This is a genomic window from Nocardioides sp., assembly GCF_030150155.1.
Taxonomy (GTDB): Bacteria; Actinomycetota; Actinomycetes; order Propionibacteriales; family Nocardioidaceae; genus Nocardioides.
Genome location: NZ_JASLGR010000014.1, coordinates 1 through 15,774 on the forward strand (window position 1 = coordinate 1; position 15,774 = coordinate 15,774).

Here is a 15,774-nt window from a genome sequence, read left to right on the forward strand (position 1 = left end):
CGAAGACCGGCACTCCCGTGGGCGGCGTCGCGGATCGCTCCGCGAAGAGAAAGGGAGCCCCTTGACTGAGGGACCCGTCATTTCCGCCGTCGAGACCACTCTTGACAACGGCAAGTTCGGCCAGCGCACCGTGAAGTTCGAGACCGGGTTGCTGGCCCGCCAGGCGGCCGGCGCCGTCACGGCGTACCTCGACGACGAGACGATGCTGCTCTCGGCGACCACCGCCGGCAAGCAGCCCAAGGACCAGTTCGACTTCTTCCCCCTCACCATCGACGTCGAGGAGCGGATGTACGCCGTGGGTCAGATCCCCGGCTCGTTCTTCCGGAGCGAGGGTCGCCCCGGCGAGGACGCGATCCTCACCTGCCGGCTGATCGACCGCCCGCTGCGCCCGACCTTCAAGAAGGGTCTGCGCAACGAGGTCCAGGTCGTCATCACCGTGATGGCGCTCGACCCCAACCAGCCCTACGACGTGCTCGCGATCAACGCCGCCTCCATGTCGACCCAGCTCTCCGGCCTGCCGTTCTCCGGCCCCGTCGGTGGCACCCGCGTCGCCCTGATCGACGGCCAGTGGGTCGCGTTCCCGACGCACAGCCAGCTCGAGGACGCCGTCTTCGACATGGTCGTCGCCGGTCGCGTCACCGAGACCGGTGACGTCGCCATCATGATGGTCGAGGCCGAGGCTCCCGAGCAGGCCTGGGGCCTGATCCAGAACGGTGCGAAGGCTCCCAGTGAGACCATCGTCGCCGAGGGTCTGGACGCCGCCAAGCCCTTCATCAAGCAGCTGTGCGAGGCCCAGGCCGAGCTGGCCAAGCAGGCCGCCAAGCCGACCGCTGACTTCCCGATCTTCCTGGACTACCAGGACGACGTGTACGCCGCCGTCGAGGGCGCTGTCGCCACCGACGTCGCCGCCGCGCTGACCATCGGCCCGAAGCAGGAGCGCGAGGCCAAGCTCGACGAGATCAAGGCCGCGCTGCTGGAGAAGATCGCTGCCGACTTCGAGGGCCGCGAGGGCGAGATCGGTGCTGCCTACCGCTCGGTCAACAAGAAGCTCGTCCGCGAGCGCGTCCTGCGCGACAAGGTCCGCATCGACGGTCGTGGCCTGGCCGACATCCGTCCGCTGCACGCCGAGGTCGAGGTCATCCCGCGCGTCCACGGCTCGGCGCTCTTCGAGCGTGGCGAGACCCAGATCCTCGGTGTCACCACCTTGGACATGCTCAAGATGGAGCAGCAGCTCGACACGCTGAGCCCGGAGAAGCACCGCCGGTACATGCACAAGTACATCTTCCCGCCGTTCTCCACCGGTGAGACCGGTCGCGTGGGCTCGCCCAAGCGTCGTGAGGTCGGCCACGGTGCCCTCGCCCGTCGCGCGCTCCTGCCGGTGCTGCCGACCCGCGAGGAGTTCCCCTACGCGATCCGCCAGCTCTCCGAGGCGATGGGCTCCAACGGCTCCACCTCGATGGGCTCGGTCTGCGCCTCGACGCTCTCCCTGCTCCAGGCCGGCGTCCCGCTGAAGGCTCCCGTCGCCGGTATCGCGATGGGCCTCATCTCCGGCGAGATCGACGGCGAGACGACGTACGTCGCGCTGACCGACATCCTCGGTGCTGAGGACGCCTACGGCGACATGGACTTCAAGGTCGCCGGCACCAGCGAGTTCGTCACCGCGCTCCAGCTCGACACCAAGCTCGACGGCATCCCGGCGGAGGTCCTGGCTGCGGCCCTGGGCCAGGCCAAGGACGCCCGTCTGGCGATCCTGGACGTCATGTCCGAGGCCATCTCCGGCCCGGAGGAGATGTCGGCGCACGCGCCGCGCATCATCACCGTCAAGGTCCCGGTCGACAAGATCGGCGAGGTCATCGGGCCGAAGGGCAAGGTGATCAACCAGATCCAGGAGGACACCGGCGCCACGATCTCGATCGAGGACGACGGCACCGTCTACATCGGCGCGACCAACGGCGACGCGGCCGAGGCCGCCCGCTCCGCGGTCAACGCGATCGCCAACCCGACCATGCCGGAGGTCGGCGAGAAGTACCTGGGCACGGTCGTGAAGACGACCAACTTCGGTGCCTTCGTCTCGCTGCTCCCGGGCAAGGACGGCCTGCTCCACATCACCAAGCTGCGTGCCCTCAACGACGGCAAGCGCGTGGAGTCCGTGGATGACGTCGTCGAGGTGGGTCAGAAGATCCAAGTCGAGATCGTCGAGATCGACGACCGCGGCAAGCTCTCCCTGGCCCCCGTGGTCGAGGAGTCCGAGGCTGCTGAGGCCGAGAAGGCTGAGTCGACGCAGGAGTGACCAGCTCGACTCTCGAGCTTTCGCCGGGCGTGCGCCGGACCATCCTTCCCAGCGGCCTTCGGGTCGTGACGGAGGAGATGGCCGGCGTGCGCTCGGCTGCTGTGGGGGTCTGGGTCGGCGTGGGTTCTCGTGACGAGGACGCCACCACGTCGGGCCAGAGCCTCCATGGCTGCTCGCATTTCCTGGAACATCTGCTCTTCAAGGGCACCCCGACGCGCTCGGCGCTCGAGATCTCGCTCGCGCTCGACGAGGTCGGCGGGGAGTTCAACGCGTACACCGCCAAGGAGTACACCGTCTTCCACGCCCGGGTCCTCGACGAGGACCTGCCGCTGGCCGTCGACGTGCTCGGCGACATGATCACCTCCTCGCTGCTCACCCCCGACGACGTCGAGGCCGAGCGTGAGGTGATCCTCGACGAGATCGCGATGCACGACGACGACCCCGACGACGTGGTGCACAACCTCTTCGCCGCCCAGGCCTGGGGGGCCGACACCCGGCTCGGCCGGGGGATCGCCGGCACGCATCAGTCGATCACGGAGCTGACCCGTGAGCAGATCTGGCAGTTCTACCGCGACCACTACCGCGCCGAGTCGATGGTCGTCGCGGCCGCCGGCAACCTGCGCCACGACGAGGTCGTCGCGATGGTGGAGCGGGCCTTCGCCGCCGGCGGCTTCCTCGACGGCGTCGCCGAGCCCGCTCGTTGTCGTGGCGGCGACCCGCTGGGCGTCCAGCCCGGCGAGGTGCGCTCGTCCAAGCCGTTCGAGCAGGTCAACTTCGTCCTCGGGATGGAGGGCCTGGCGCGCGACGACGACCGTCGGTTCGCGCTCTCGGTGGTGACCACCGCCCTCGGTGGCGGCACCAGCTCGCGCCTCTTCCAGGAGGTCCGGGAGCGGCGCGGCCTGGCGTACTCGGTGTACTCGTTCGCCTCCTCCCACGCCGAGACCGGTGTGGTGGGCGTCGCGCTGGGCTGCCTGCCGGCCAAGCTGGACGAGTCCCTGGCCGTCGTACGGGCAGAGTTGGCGCGGCTGGCCGAGGGCGGGATCACCGCCGAGGAGCTGGCCATGTGCCAGGGCCAGCTGCGTGGGGGACTGGTGCTCGGTCTGGAGGACTCGGCGTCACGGATGTCGCGTCTGGGCAAGGCCGAGCTGACCCATGCCGCGACGCTCAGCATCGACGACGTGCTCGACCGGATCGCTGCTGTGACCCTGGAGGAGTGCGCCGAGATCGCCGCGGAGATCTTCCGTCGGCCCGAGGTGCTCGCCCTGGTGGGTCCCTCGCGCTGAGGACGCCGACGCGGCGACGCAACGCCAGGAGCCGGCAGCGATCATGGATCGCTGCCGGCTCCTGGCATTTCTCGGACGAGCTGCTACTTCTTGGCGATGATGCCGATCACGGCCGGCACCTTCTGGTCCACGATCGAGACCCGGAATCCGGCCGCCTGAAGCTGGCGGGAGGCGTTCTCGACCATCGTCGGGACCTGCTCGCGGTGGGTCGACTCGTAGAACAGGAAGACCGAGCCACCGGGCAGCAGGCGCTCGTGCAGCAGCGCGATCTCCTCGGCCGCCTCACGCACCCAGAAGAGGTTGACGTTGAAGGCGAAGACCTTGTGCAGGCGCTTCACCGGGACACGCAGCGTGGCGAGGTCGATCTGGCGGACAGTGAGCCTGCCTGCCTCGACGAACTTCGCACACCGCCGCTTGGTGCGGTCGACGCCCGACTCCGAGCGGTCGATAGCGAACAACTTGCCTGTCTCCAGGCGACTGCAAATGAGCTCGGCCCCAGCCCCGGGGCCGCATCCCACCTCGAGGATGTGGTCGTTGGGGCGGATGTCCATGAAATCCACAGCCCAACGGATCCTCGCGGGGATTGTTTGAACCGGCATAGGGGCAAGCCTGCCAGATCGCCCTCACGAGTGGTGCGACCGGTAGGGTCTGGCGCGTGACGAAGGTGGCTGTGCTTGGTGCGTACGGGAAGCTCGGATCGGCGATCGTGGCCGGTCTGGAGGCGACAGCGGGGACCGAGGTGGTCGCCCGGATCGGGAGCAAGGACCCGCTCAGCGCCATCGTGGACGCGGGCGCCGAGGTCGTCGTCGACGTCACCAACCCCGAGGTGGTGATGGGCAACCTCGAGTTCGCCATCGAGCACGGCCTGCACGCCGTCGTGGGGACGACCGGCTTCGACGAAGGCCGCCTGGAGGCCCTCAGGGGCCTCCTGGAGGCCCGTTCAGGGGTCGGTGTGGTCATTGCCCCCAACTTCTCCATCGGGGCGCTCCTGATGATGCGTTTCGCGGCGCTGGCGGCCCCGCACTTCGAGTCGGTCGAGATCGCCGAGCTGCACCACCCGACGAAGGCCGACGCGCCCAGCGGCACCGCCCGGCGCACGGCCGAGCTGATCGGCGCGGCGCGGCGCGAGGCGGGCCTCGGACCGGTGCCCGACGCCACCACCCAGGAGCTGCCCGGTGCGCGCGGCGCCGTCGTCGACGGCGTCCACGTCCACAGCCTGCGCATCCGTGGCCTGGTGGCCCACCAGGAGGTCATCCTGGGCGGTCCGGGGGAGACCCTCACCATCCGCCACGACAGCCTCGACCGGGCCGGGTTCGTGCCCGGCGTCGTCGCCGGCATCGCCGGGGTGCAGCGCACCCCGGGCCTGACCGTCGGCCTGGAGCACTTCCTCGACCTCTGAGATCCGGCTTTCCCACCGCCGAGATCCGGGTTTCCCACCGCCGAGATCCGGGTTTCCCACCGCCGAGATCCGGGTTCACCACCGCCGAGATCCGGGTTCGCCCCCGGAATCAGCGCCGGTACGACGAAGCCCCGGGCCGCCTCACTCAGAGGCGCCCGGGGCTTCGTACGTCGGCGAGCCGACCGCTCAGCGGTAGGTCTCGGGCAGCTTCGTGCCGATCTTGACCTGCGGCTTCGGCATCCGCAGGACGCGCAGCTGGAGGGTCCGGATGCAGGCGTAGTACGCCAGGCCGCGACGGGTCAGGTCGGGCCAGCGGCGGGAGAGCTCACGACGCAGGCCGAACCAGATGATCATCAGGTTGGCGGCGGTGACCAGCAGCATCAGCATCATGAAGGCGTTGCTGAACGCCACCAGCTGCTTGTTCTGCCCCGAGACGAAGCCCATCACCAGGGTGATCACCAGCAGCGGCAGGATCAGCTCGGCGATGGTGAACTTGGAGTCCACGTAGTCGCGCACGAACCGGCGCACCGGGCCCTTGTCCCGGCTGGGCAGGTAGCGCTCGTCGCCGGTCTTCATCGCCTGGCGCATCTTGGTGCTGTTGTCGAAGCGCTGGGCACGCTCGGCCGCGGCGGCCTCCTTGCGGGTGCGCGGCTTGCGGGCCTTGGCGAGGCGGGCTGCCTCGGCCTCCTTGCGGGTCGGGGTCGGTCGGCCCTTGCCTCCCACCTTGGAGTGGGTGGTCTCGTCCGTGGCGGTTTCGGCGGAGACGGACGATGCGGACTTGCGACCAAACACGGAAGTGACCCTTTTTCTCGGTTGTCGACGCCTGAGACGAGGCGATCAGAGATTCGAAAAGACGCCTCAGCCTACCCGCACGGAGCCTCACAGAGGGATCTCAGCAATTGTCCCCAGGCTCTCTCAGACGGTCAGGAGAGAGTCAGATTGTGCGAAGACTACGTTCGAAGTGGTGGTGGATCGGTGCCGCCGTCGTCCTGGTGGCGGCGGCGAGTGTCGGCGGGTGGCTGCTTCTCAAACCTGACGACTCCTCCAGTTCCACGACCGCTGCGACCACGGCGACCGTCACCTCCGAGACCGTGAAGCAGACGATCTCGGCCTCGGGGACCATCTCCCCGTCGAGCTCGGCCGACCTCGACTTCTCCGTCTCCGGCACTGTGACGCACGTCTATGTCGCTGAGGGTGACACAGTAGCCAAGGGGCAAAAACTGGCCTCCGTCGACAGCACGTCGCTGGTCGCGGCCCGGACCGCTGCCGCCGCGCAGCTGAGCGCGGCGAAGACCCAGCTGTCCACCGACATCGACGACGACGCCAGCGCCGTCCAGATCGCCTCGGACCGCGCCTCCATCGTCTCGGCGCAGGACAACTACGACTCCGCCGTCCAGTCCGTCTCCGACGCCACCTTGAAGGCGACGATCAGCGGCACCGTGACCAGCGTCGGCATCGCCAAGGGTGACACCGTCGGCTCCTCGTCCGGTGGCGGCTCCTCGGCCTCGGGAGGCTCCTCCTCGGGCGTGTCGAACACCGCTTCCACGTCCTCCACCACCGCTGTCTCCATCGTCAGCGACGGCACCTGGCTCGTCGACGCCACCGTCGCCAGCTCCGACGTCGACTCGGTGAAGAAGGGCATGCAGGCCCAGCTCACCGTCACCGGCGTCAGCGACACCATCTACGGCACGGTCAAGTCCGTCGGCATGGTCGCCCAGACCAGCAGCAGCGGCGCGGCCGTCTTCCCGGTCACGATCAAGGTCACCGGCAAGCGTGACGACCTCTTCAGCGGTACGTCGGTCACGGCCTCGATCATCGTCAAGCAGACCGATAACGTCATCACGGTCGCGTCCCGCGCCCTCAAGACCAGCGGCGACGAGACGTACGTGACCAAGGTGGTCGACGGCAAGAACGTCAAGCAGGTCGTCACCGTCGGCGAGACGTACGGCGCCTCCACCGTGATCACCAAGGGCCTGTCCGAGGGCGACAAGGTCGTGGTCCCGGGCTTCACCCGGCCGACCAGCTCGGGCTCGAGCGGCAAGTCCGGCAGCGACAGCCAGATGCCCGACATGTCCAACATGCCCTCGGGCGGCATGCCCGGTGGCGGTGGCGGCATGCCGTCGGGTGGCTTCCCCGGCGGTGGCCAGTGAGCGGCGCCGAGGTCGTCGTCTCCCTGGACGGCGTACGGAAGATGTATCGCACCGGCTCGATCGAGTTCGAGGCCCTGCGAGGCATCGACACCACGATCCACGAGGGCGAGTACGTGGCCGTGATCGGCCCGTCCGGCTCCGGCAAGTCCACCCTGATGAACCTGCTCGGCTGCCTGGACACCCCCACGCAGGGGGTCTACAAGCTCGGTGGCGAGGACGTCTCGACGATGACGGAGGCCCAGCTGGCCCACGTCCGCAACCGTCGGATCGGCTTCGTGTTCCAGCAGTTCCACCTGCTCACCAGCCTGCCGGCCTGGCGCAACGTGGAGCTCCCGCTGCTCTACGCCGGCGTGCCCAGCTCCGAGCGGCGCGCCCGCGCGGTGGCGGCCCTGGAGAAGGTCGGTCTGGGCGACCGGGTGGAGAACCGCCCCGGACAGCTCTCCGGTGGTCAGCAGCAGCGGGTCGCGGTGGCCCGCGCCCTGGTCACCGAGCCCGACATCATCCTGGCCGACGAGCCGACCGGAAACCTCGACTCCGCCTCCACCGAGGCGGTCCTGGGTCTGCTCGACGAGCTGCACGCCAGCGGCCGCACGATCGTGCTCATCACCCATGAGCACGAGGTCGCGGCGCGGGCGCAACGCAACCTGGTGATCCGCGACGGCCTGATCACCTCCGACGAGATGGTGGCTGCTTCGTGAACTGGCTCGACACCTTTCGGACCGCGACCGACGCGATCCGAGCCCACCGGATGCGCAGCATCCTGACGATGCTCGGCATCGTGATCGGCATCGCGTCGGTGATCCTCACCGTCGGCCTGGGCCAGGGCGCCCAGGACAAGGTCAAGGACCAGATCAGCGCGTTGGGCTCCAACCTGCTGATCGTCTCGCCGGGCTCGACCACCAGCAGCGGCGGTGTCCGCGGTGGCTTCGGGTCGGCGACCACCCTGACCCTCCAGGACTCCGAGGCGATCGCCGACAAGACCGCCGTGCCCGACGTGGCAGCGGTGGCACCGGTGGCCTCCACCAGCCTGTCGATCACGGCGGGGGAGACCAACTGGACCTCCTCGGTGGTCGGCACCACGCCGTCCTGGCTCGACGTCCGGGCCCGCGAGGTCTCCTCGGGCCGGTTCTTCACCTCGGCCGAGGCCAACTCCGGCGCCAACGTCGTGGTGCTGGGCAGCGACTCCGCCTCGGAACTGTTCAGCGGTCCGATCAGCCCGGTCGGCCAGACCGTGCAGATCGCCGGCACCGAGTTCACCGTGATCGGGGTGCTCTCCAGCAGCGGCGCCTCGTCCTCGGGCACGAGTGAGGACGACGTCGCGGTGATGCCGATCGCGACCGAGAAGCGGATCACCGGCTCGTCCTCCTCGAGCGTGTCGACGATCTACGTCGAGGGCGCCTCGCAGGACACGCTCAGCGGTGCCTACCAGGAGATCAACGCCCTGCTGCTCAACAGCCACGGGGTGGCGTCCTCCAGCGCCGACTTCTCGATCTCCAGCCAGGCCTCCCTGGTCTCCACCGCGAACTCGACGAACAAGACCATGACGGTGCTGCTCGCCGGCATCGCCGCGATCTCGCTGCTCGTCGGCGGCATCGGCGTGATGAACATCATGCTGGTCTCGGTCACCGAGCGGATCCGCGAGATCGGTCTGCGCAAGGCGATCGGCGCGACGCCGGCGGTGATCCGTCGCCAGTTCCTGGTCGAGGCGTCGCTTCTCGGCCTGCTCGGCGGCCTGATCGGTGTGGCGATCGGATTCCTCGGCTCGTGGATCCTGCCGAGCCTGATCGACCAGCCCGTCTCCATGTCGGCGATCGCCGTCAGTGCCGCCCTCGGCACCTCCCTGGCGCTCGGCATCGGCTTCGGCGTGTACCCCGCCAGCCGTGCCGCCCGCCTCACTCCCATCGACGCCCTTCGAAGCGAATAGGAACCTCATCATGACCAGCACGACCCCCTTCCGACGTACGGTCCGACCGGCGTTCGCCGCCCTGACCCTTGCTTCGCTCGGCCTCTTCGCGGCGTGCGGCGGTGGCTCGGACACGTCGTCCACGGCCTCGTCCTCGCCGTCGCAGGCTGCCGGTGGCAGCTCCTCGACCGACCAGTTCGGCGGTGCCAAGCAGGGCACCAGCGGCCTGGTGGCCGACGTGTCGGGCAAGACCGCCCAGGTGCAGACCAGCTCCGACGGCCAGGTCGCGGTCACCTGGTCGGACTCGACCACGTTCACCGCCCAGGTCGCGGCCAAGCTGTCCTCGGTCAAGGTCGGCTCGTGCGTGATGGTGACCGCGGCCGATACGTCGTCGAGCTCGAACAGCTCCGAGGTCGCGGCCGGCACGGTCCGGGTGCTCGCCGCCTCCAGCGACGGCACCTGCTCGATGGGCGGCGGCGGTGGCACCCGACCCAGCGGTGCCCCCAGCGGCATGCCCAGTGACATGCCCAGCGGTGCGCCCAGTGACATGCCCACCGGCGGCTCGGCGCCCTCGGGCGCGCCGTCGGGCGGTGCCGGCGGTCGTGGCGGCTTCGGCACGATGGGCAAGGTGACGGCGGTCTCGGGCAGCGGCTTCACGGTGGAGTCCTCGATGCCCGGCCAGCCCGGCGCCGACGCCAGCTCCAGCACGTCGAGCAGCGACTCCTCGACCAGCACGGTCAAGGTCACCGTCTCCTCCTCGACCACCTACACCGCGACGCAGAAGTCCACCTCCTCGGCGGTCAAGACCGGCGTGTGCGTGATGGCCCAGGGTGAGTCCGACTCCACCGGCGCCGTCGCGGCCACCTCGATCGCGGTCACCCCGGCGGTCGACGGTGCCTGCACCAGCGGCTTCGGTGGCGGACGTGGCCAGGGTCAGAGCGGTCAGGGCAGCCAGTCGGGCTCCACCAGCGGGAGCGCCTCGTGAGGGTACGCCGGATCGGCGCCGCCGCAGGCGTCGCGGTGATCGTCGCCGGTGGGGGATGGGGGTTCCGGGCCGCGACGGCCGACGACGCCCCGAACTACCGGCTCGCGACCGTCACGACCGGCGACGTCGAGAAGACGCTCGCGCTGTCGGGGACGCTGACCCGCTCGGCGACCGCCAACCTCTCCTTCACCACCTCGGGCACGATCGCCAAGCTCAAGGTCGGGGTCGGCACGAAGGTGACCAAGGGCCAGACCATCGCCGTCCTGGACCGTACGTCGCTCAACGCGGCGGTCACCAAGGCGAACGCCACGCTCGCCTCGGCCAAGGCCCAGCTCGCCTCGGACAAGCAGGCTCAGGTCGACGCCGCCGAGGCGGAGGCGGAGGCTGAGGCGGCTGCGGCGAAGGCGAAGAAGCAGGCCAAGGCGCAGGCTGCTGCGGCGGCCAAGGCCGCCCAGGAGGCGAAGGCCCAGGCCGCCGCCGCTGCGGCCCAGGCCAAGGCCGCGGCGCAGAAGCTCGCCGGTCTCCAGAACGCCGTCACCAGCGCCCAGAGCGCGGCGACCTCGGCCCTGGCCGATGCGACGACGGCGCTGTCGACCCAGTCCACCGCGTGCACGGCCGACCCGACGGCTCAGGCCTGCACCGACGCGATCGCCGATGTGGTGAGCGCGCAGGAGAAGGCCTCGACCGCGCAGACGGCGCTGGCCAAGGCACTCTCCTCCCTGGCCGCCTCGCTGGGCTCGTCCTCGGGCGGCTCCGGTGCCGGCGGCTCGTCCGCGGGCGGCTCCAGCACCTCCGGTGGCGCCTCGGGTGGCACGGCGGGTGGCTCCTCGGGCTCATCGTCGGGCTCGTCCTCGGCGTCGGGCTCGGCCGGTGGCGGCTCGCGCACCGTGACCGCGGCCGACCTGGCCAAGGACCAGGCCTCGATCGACTCCGCGGAGGCCGACCTGGTCTCGGCGCAGGCCGACCTGAGCGGGGCGGTCCTGACCGCGCCGTACAGCGGAAAGATCGCCTCGGTCTCCGGCACCGTCGGCGGCTCGACCAGCGCCGGCACCGCGATCGCGGTCCTGCTGGGCAGCGGCCAGACCACGGCGACGCTCGCCGTGACGGCGACCCAGGCGGCTCAGCTCAAGGCGGGCCAGAGCGCCGAGGTGACGCCGGCCGGCGCCGACGAGGCTCTCAAGGCGGAGGTGACCCGGGTGGGTCACGTCGCGTCGTCGAGCTCGACCTACCCGGTCACGATCACCCTGGACGACACCAGCGTGCAGCTGCCCAACGGCACCACCGCGGCCGTCGACGTCGTGGTGAGCACCTCCACCGACGTGCTCACGGTGCCGACCAGCGCGATCTCCAACGGGTCGGTGACGGTGGTCAAGAACGGTACGACGACCACGGCACGGGTCACCACCGGTGTGGTCGGCAGTGTGCTGACCGAGGTCACCCAGGGACTGACCAAGGGCCAGAAGGTCGCCCTGGCCGACCTGGACGCGGACCTGCCGACCAGCTCCACGAGCTCGACGTCGAGCCGCAGCGGCGGCTTCGGCGGAGGTGGCTTCAGCAGCAGCGGCGGGATGAGCGGCTTCTCCGGCGGTGGTCCCGGTGGTCGCTGAGCGAACGAGGACCCACTCACAGCGGACTCACAGACAGAAGGTCGAAGATTGGTCAGTGGCTGAGAGCACGCTGACCCGGAGTGACGGTTCGCCCCTACGGGTGCTGGTGGTCGATGACGAGGCCAACATCGCCGAGCTGGTGGCGATGGCACTGCGCTACGAGGGCTGGGAGGTCCAGACGGCGCTCACCGGCGCCGACGCGGTCTCCGCTGCCCGGCAGTTCGAGCCCGACGCCGTCGTCCTCGACATCATGCTGCCCGACTTCGACGGCCTGGAGGTGCTGCGCCGGATGCGCGTCATCGACGTCGACCTGCCGGTGCTCTTCCTCACCGCCAAGGACGCCGTCGAGGACCGGGTCGCGGGTCTGACCGCGGGCGGGGACGACTACGTCACCAAGCCGTTCTCCCTGGAGGAGGTCGTGGCCCGGCTGCGCGGGCTGATGCGGCGCACCGGCGCCCGCCGGGTGCAGGCCAACGCGGTGCTGACCGTCGGTGACCTGGTCCTGGACGAGGACAGCCACGAGGTCTGGCGCGGCGGCGACGCGGTCAACCTGACCGCGACCGAGTTCGAGCTGCTGCGCTACCTGATGCGCAACCCGCGACGCGTGCTGTCGAAGGCGCAGATCCTGGACCGGGTCTGGAACTATGACTTCGGTGGACAGGCCAACGTCGTGGAGCTCTACATCTCCTACCTGCGCAAGAAGATCGATGTGGGACGCGAGCCGATGATCCATACGCTCCGCGGCTCGGGATACGTGCTGAAGCCCGCCGTCAGTTGAGGGCTGCATGAAGCTCACCCTGACCACCAGGCTGATCGTGACGGCGGTCATCCTGGTGGTCGCCGTCTCGACCCTGGTGGCGATCTTCACCACGGTCGCGATGCGCAGCTACCTCACCTCGCGCCTGGACCAGGACGTCCGGCGCTCGGTCCGGATCTTCGCCGCCCAGGCCGACCCGAACCAGCCCGGCGGCCCCGGCTCCGGAGGGCGCTACCAGCCGCCCGGGACCCTCAACGCGGTCATCGCGGGGACCGTCCGCAGCGGGCAGGTGCTCGGCGAGACGCCCGGGGCCAGCATGGAGCTGACCAAGGACGACCTGGCCCGGCTCGCGGCGCTGCCCGACGACACCGGCGTGCACCGGGTCTCGATCCCCGGGCAGGGCTCGTTCCGGGTCGCCACCCGGGACGTGACGCTGTCGAACGACGGCACCGTGACCGAGGGGCGGCTTTACACCGGCCTGCCCACCGACGAGGTCGACGCCGCCGTCGGATCGCTCATCCGTTCCGAGGTCGGCCTGGTCCTGTTGGGCTCGGTCGTCGCCGCGGGGGCGGGCCTGATCGTCGTACGACGTCAGCTGAGGCCCCTGCGTGACGTCGCCGCCACCGCGCACGCGGTCGCGGACCTGCCGCTGGCGTCGGGGGAGATCGGGTCGCTGGAGCGGGTGCCCGGCGAGCTCACCGACGAGCGCACCGAGGTCGGGCGGGTCGGGGTGGCGCTCAACACCCTGCTGGAGCACGTGGAGAGCTCACTGGCCGCGCGGTACCGCAGCGAGCAGCAGGTCCGTCAGTTCGTCGCCGACGCCTCGCACGAGCTGCGCACGCCGCTGACCACGATCCGTGGCTACACCGAGCTGGCGCGGGCGCGCCCCGACGCGGTGCCGACGGCGCTGCTCAAGGTCGAGGAGGAGTCGGGTCGGATGACGACCCTGGTCGAGGACCTGCTGCTGCTGGCACGCCTCGACGCGGGGCGCCCACTGGCCAGCGACGAGGTCGACCTGAGTCGGCTGGTGATCGAGGGCGTCACCGACGCCCGGGTGCTGGCACCGGACCACGTCTGGGTGGTGGAGGCCCCCGACGAGCCGATCGAGGTCGCCGGGGACGAGCAGCGGCTGCACCAGGTGCTGATGAACCTGCTCACCAACGCACGCCGCTACACGCCGCCGGGCACCACGGTGACGGTGACGGTCACCCCGACCGGCTTCGTCGTCCACGACGACGGCCCGGGATTCCCTGAGGGGATCGACCCGTTCGAGCGGTTCGCCCGGGGTGACGTCTCGCGCCACCACGACGTCGACTCCGGTGCGGGTCTCGGCCTGGCGCTGGTGAAGGCGATCGTGACCGCCCACGGCGGCAGCGTCGCCCTGACGTCACGTCCGGGCGACACCACCATCACGGTGGGGCTGGCCACCGGTCGGTGACCAGCCCACCGGGGGACTGCGGAAGGGCTTAGTCGCGGCTGGTCTTGCCGGGCAGGTCGAGCATGCGCTCCAGGGCGACCTTGGCGTAGTGCTCGGTGTCGGGGTCGACCTCGATCACGTTCGGCACGACGCCCTCGACCAGGGACTCCAGCGCCCAGACCAGGTGCGGCAGGTCGATCCGGTTCATCGTGGAGCAGTAGCAGACGTTCTTGTCGAGGAAGACGATCTCCTTGTCGGGGTGCGCCTTGGCTAGACGCTGCACCAGGTTGAGCTCGGTGCCGATCGCCCACGAGGAGCCGGCCGGGGCGGCCTCGATCGTGGTGATGATGAACTCCGTGGAGCCGACCAGGTCGGCCTTGACCACGACCTCGTGGGCGCACTCGGGGTGGACCAGGATCTGGGTCTCGGGGTTGCGTGCGCGCAGCTCGTCGATGGTGTCGGGGGAGAAGCGGCCGTGGACCGAGCAGTGCCCCTTCCACAGGATCATGGTGGCGTCCTCGAGCTCGGCCTGGGTCAGGCCGCCGTTCTCGGCCAGCGGGTTCCACACCACGTTCTTCTCGAGCGCAATGTCGAGCTTGAGTACCGCGGTGTTGCGGCCGAGGTGCTGGTCGGGCAGGAAGAGCACCTTGCTGCCGCGCTCGAAGGCCCACTCCAACACGGTCTGAGCGTTGGAGGAGGTGCAGACCACACCGCCGTGCTTGCCGCAGAACGCCTTGATGTCGGCGCTGGAGTTCATGTAGGTGACCGGCACGACCTGGTCGGCGATGCCGGCGGCCTCGAGGGCCTCCCAAGCCTTCTCCACCTGGCGCAGCCGGGCCATGTCGGCCATCGAGCAGCCGGCGGCCAGGTCGGGCAGGATCACCTTCTGCTCGGGCCCGGTGAGGATGTCGGCGGACTCGGCCATGAAGTGCACGCCGCAGAAGACGATGAACTCCGCGTCCGGGCGGGCCGCAGCGTCGCGGGCGAGCTTGAAGGAGTCGCCGGTGACGTCGGCGAACTGGATCACCTCGTCGCGCTGGTAGTGGTGACCGAGCACGAAGACCCGGTCACCGAGGGCCTCCTTGGCGGCGCGGGCTCGGGCCACGAGCGTCGGGTCGGAGGCGGGCGGCAGGTCGCCGGGGCACTCGACGCCCCGCTCGGACGTGAGGTCAACACCGCGGCCGAGGGGGAGGAGCGGCAACTCGACTGTTGTCATGGACACATTCTAGGCGCCGGGGCCCTCACATTCGGGGCGGGGGAATAACCCACCGTGTGCGAGACTTGGGATCTACGTACAGACCTTTCGCACCCACCAGGGAGCCCCGATGACCGACATCACTTTCGAGCACCGCGCCGACAGCATCAACATCAGCCCTGTTGCTGCGGCCAAGGTGAAGAGCCTCCTCGAGCAGGAGGGTCGTGACGACCTCGCTCTGCGCATCTCCGTCCAGCCCGGTGGCTGCTCGGGCCTGCGCTACCAGCTCTTCTTCGACGAGCGCACCCTCGACGGCGACGTCACCACCGACTTCGGCGGCGTCAACGTGGTCGTCGACCGGATGAGCAGCCCCTACCTCAACGGCGCGACGATCGACTTCGTCGACACCATCGAGAAGCAGGGCTTCACGATCGACAACCCCAACGCCACCGGCTCCTGCGCCTGCGGCGACTCGTTCCACTGAGCCGACCGGCCGCGCTCGCGGCCTGAGGCTTGCAAGGCCCCTGTCCAGACCGGACAGGGGCCTTATGCATTTCCTGAGAGTTTCGAGTTTTGCCGCGTACGGCGGGGGTACGTTGCGCCTAGGACCACCAGCCCCACCGTCCTCTCGGCGCGCCGGACGGGCCCTGCAAAGGCGCATGGCTTCAAGGAAAAGGACTCTCCCGAATGAACAACCGCCTGAAGGCGACTGCGCTCGGTGCTGTGGTGGCACTCCTCCCGGTCACGGCTGTCGTCGTCGAGGCCGCACCCGCGCACGCGGCCGGCAC

At 69.8% G+C, this 15,774-nt stretch carries 14 protein-coding genes; 11 read left to right on the plus strand and 3 right to left on the minus strand.

What is annotated here, in order from left to right:
• Positions 1-61: 61 nt before the first annotated feature.
• Together Q1V88_RS02795 and Q1V88_RS02800 are read left to right on the plus strand one after the other, a co-directional pair.
• On the plus strand, positions 62-2,290 hold the full coding sequence (locus Q1V88_RS02795) for a polyribonucleotide nucleotidyltransferase (protein ID WP_300677592.1): 2,229 nt from the start codon (positions 62-64) through the stop codon (positions 2,288-2,290).
• Positions 2,291-2,355: 65 nt separating this feature from the next.
• On the plus strand, positions 2,356-3,573 hold the full coding sequence (locus Q1V88_RS02800) for a pitrilysin family protein (RefSeq protein ID WP_300677594.1): 1,218 nt from the start codon (positions 2,356-2,358) through the stop codon (positions 3,571-3,573).
• Between the two features lie 83 nt (positions 3,574-3,656).
• Here Q1V88_RS02800 and Q1V88_RS02805 read toward each other — a convergent pair whose 3' ends face one another.
• Complete coding sequence (locus Q1V88_RS02805) at positions 3,657-4,172, minus strand: class I SAM-dependent methyltransferase (protein ID WP_366914056.1); 516 nt, start codon at positions 4,170-4,172, stop codon at positions 3,657-3,659.
• Positions 4,173-4,228: 56 nt separating this feature from the next.
• On the opposite strand from Q1V88_RS02805, the gene dapB reads away from it, so the two are divergent.
• A complete protein-coding gene (gene dapB, locus Q1V88_RS02810) occupies positions 4,229-4,972 on the plus strand; it encodes a 4-hydroxy-tetrahydrodipicolinate reductase (RefSeq protein ID WP_300677599.1) in 744 nt (247 codons plus the stop codon).
• A gap of 186 nt (positions 4,973-5,158) precedes the next feature.
• Here dapB and Q1V88_RS02815 read toward each other — a convergent pair whose 3' ends face one another.
• Positions 5,159-5,764: a DUF3043 domain-containing protein gene (locus Q1V88_RS02815; protein ID WP_300677602.1), complete on the minus strand. Its 606-nt coding sequence runs from the start codon at positions 5,762-5,764 to the stop codon at positions 5,159-5,161.
• A gap of 149 nt (positions 5,765-5,913) precedes the next feature.
• On the opposite strand from Q1V88_RS02815, the gene Q1V88_RS02820 reads away from it, so the two are divergent.
• From Q1V88_RS02820 to Q1V88_RS02850, 7 genes are read left to right on the plus strand one after another with little or no spacing between them, the layout of a single operon-like run.
• Positions 5,914-7,122 carry an efflux RND transporter periplasmic adaptor subunit gene (locus tag Q1V88_RS02820; RefSeq protein ID WP_300677604.1) on the plus strand — a complete coding sequence of 403 codons (1,209 nt, stop codon included), beginning with the start codon at positions 5,914-5,916 and terminating at the stop codon, positions 7,120-7,122.
• 41 nt (positions 7,123-7,163) lie between these two features.
• Complete coding sequence (locus Q1V88_RS02825) at positions 7,164-7,820, plus strand: ABC transporter ATP-binding protein (protein WP_300677627.1); 657 nt, start codon at positions 7,164-7,166, stop codon at positions 7,818-7,820.
• Positions 7,817-9,046, plus strand: a complete 1,230-nt coding sequence (locus Q1V88_RS02830) for an ABC transporter permease (protein WP_300677607.1) — start codon at positions 7,817-7,819, stop codon at positions 9,044-9,046. The genes Q1V88_RS02825 and Q1V88_RS02830 overlap by 4 nt, the downstream gene beginning before the upstream one ends.
• A 10-nt stretch (positions 9,047-9,056) precedes the next feature.
• Positions 9,057-10,010, plus strand: a complete 954-nt coding sequence (locus Q1V88_RS02835) for a DUF5666 domain-containing protein (protein ID WP_300677610.1) — start codon at positions 9,057-9,059, stop codon at positions 10,008-10,010.
• Positions 10,007-11,617, plus strand: a complete 1,611-nt coding sequence (locus Q1V88_RS02840) for an HlyD family efflux transporter periplasmic adaptor subunit (protein WP_300677612.1) — start codon at positions 10,007-10,009, stop codon at positions 11,615-11,617. The genes Q1V88_RS02835 and Q1V88_RS02840 overlap by 4 nt, the downstream gene beginning before the upstream one ends.
• A gap of 55 nt (positions 11,618-11,672) precedes the next feature.
• A complete protein-coding gene (locus Q1V88_RS02845) occupies positions 11,673-12,395 on the plus strand; it encodes a response regulator transcription factor (protein WP_300677615.1) in 723 nt (240 codons plus the stop codon).
• Between the two features lie 7 nt (positions 12,396-12,402).
• Positions 12,403-13,812: a HAMP domain-containing sensor histidine kinase gene (locus tag Q1V88_RS02850; protein WP_300677618.1), complete on the plus strand. Its 1,410-nt coding sequence runs from the start codon at positions 12,403-12,405 to the stop codon at positions 13,810-13,812.
• Positions 13,813-13,840: 28 nt separating this feature from the next.
• Here Q1V88_RS02850 and nadA read toward each other — a convergent pair whose 3' ends face one another.
• Entirely contained in the window at positions 13,841-15,007 is a 1,167-nt protein-coding gene (gene nadA / locus Q1V88_RS02855) for a quinolinate synthase NadA (protein ID WP_300677621.1), read from the minus strand.
• 109 nt (positions 15,008-15,116) lie between these two features.
• On the opposite strand from nadA, the gene Q1V88_RS02860 reads away from it, so the two are divergent.
• Entirely contained in the window at positions 15,117-15,470 is a 354-nt protein-coding gene (locus Q1V88_RS02860) for an iron-sulfur cluster assembly accessory protein (RefSeq protein ID WP_300677624.1), read from the plus strand.
• Positions 15,471-15,774: the final 304 nt, after the last annotated feature.

Bases quoted from the DNA above. Each gene is read 5' to 3' on its own strand.
- Q1V88_RS02805 (WP_366914056.1), bottom strand. From the start codon at position 4,172: ATGCCGGTTCAAACAATCCCCGCGAGGATCCGTTGGGCTGTGGATTTC.
- Q1V88_RS02860 (WP_300677624.1), top strand. From the start codon at position 15,117: ATGACCGACATCACTTTCGAGCACCGCGCCGACAGCATCAACATCAGC.
- nadA (WP_300677621.1), bottom strand. From the start codon at position 15,007: ATGACAACAGTCGAGTTGCCGCTCCTCCCCCTCGGCCGCGGTGTTGAC.
- Q1V88_RS02850 (WP_300677618.1), top strand. From the start codon at position 12,403: ATGAAGCTCACCCTGACCACCAGGCTGATCGTGACGGCGGTCATCCTG.
- Q1V88_RS02825 (WP_300677627.1), top strand. From the start codon at position 7,164: ATGTATCGCACCGGCTCGATCGAGTTCGAGGCCCTGCGAGGCATCGAC.
- Q1V88_RS02835 (WP_300677610.1), top strand. From the start codon at position 9,057: ATGACCAGCACGACCCCCTTCCGACGTACGGTCCGACCGGCGTTCGCC.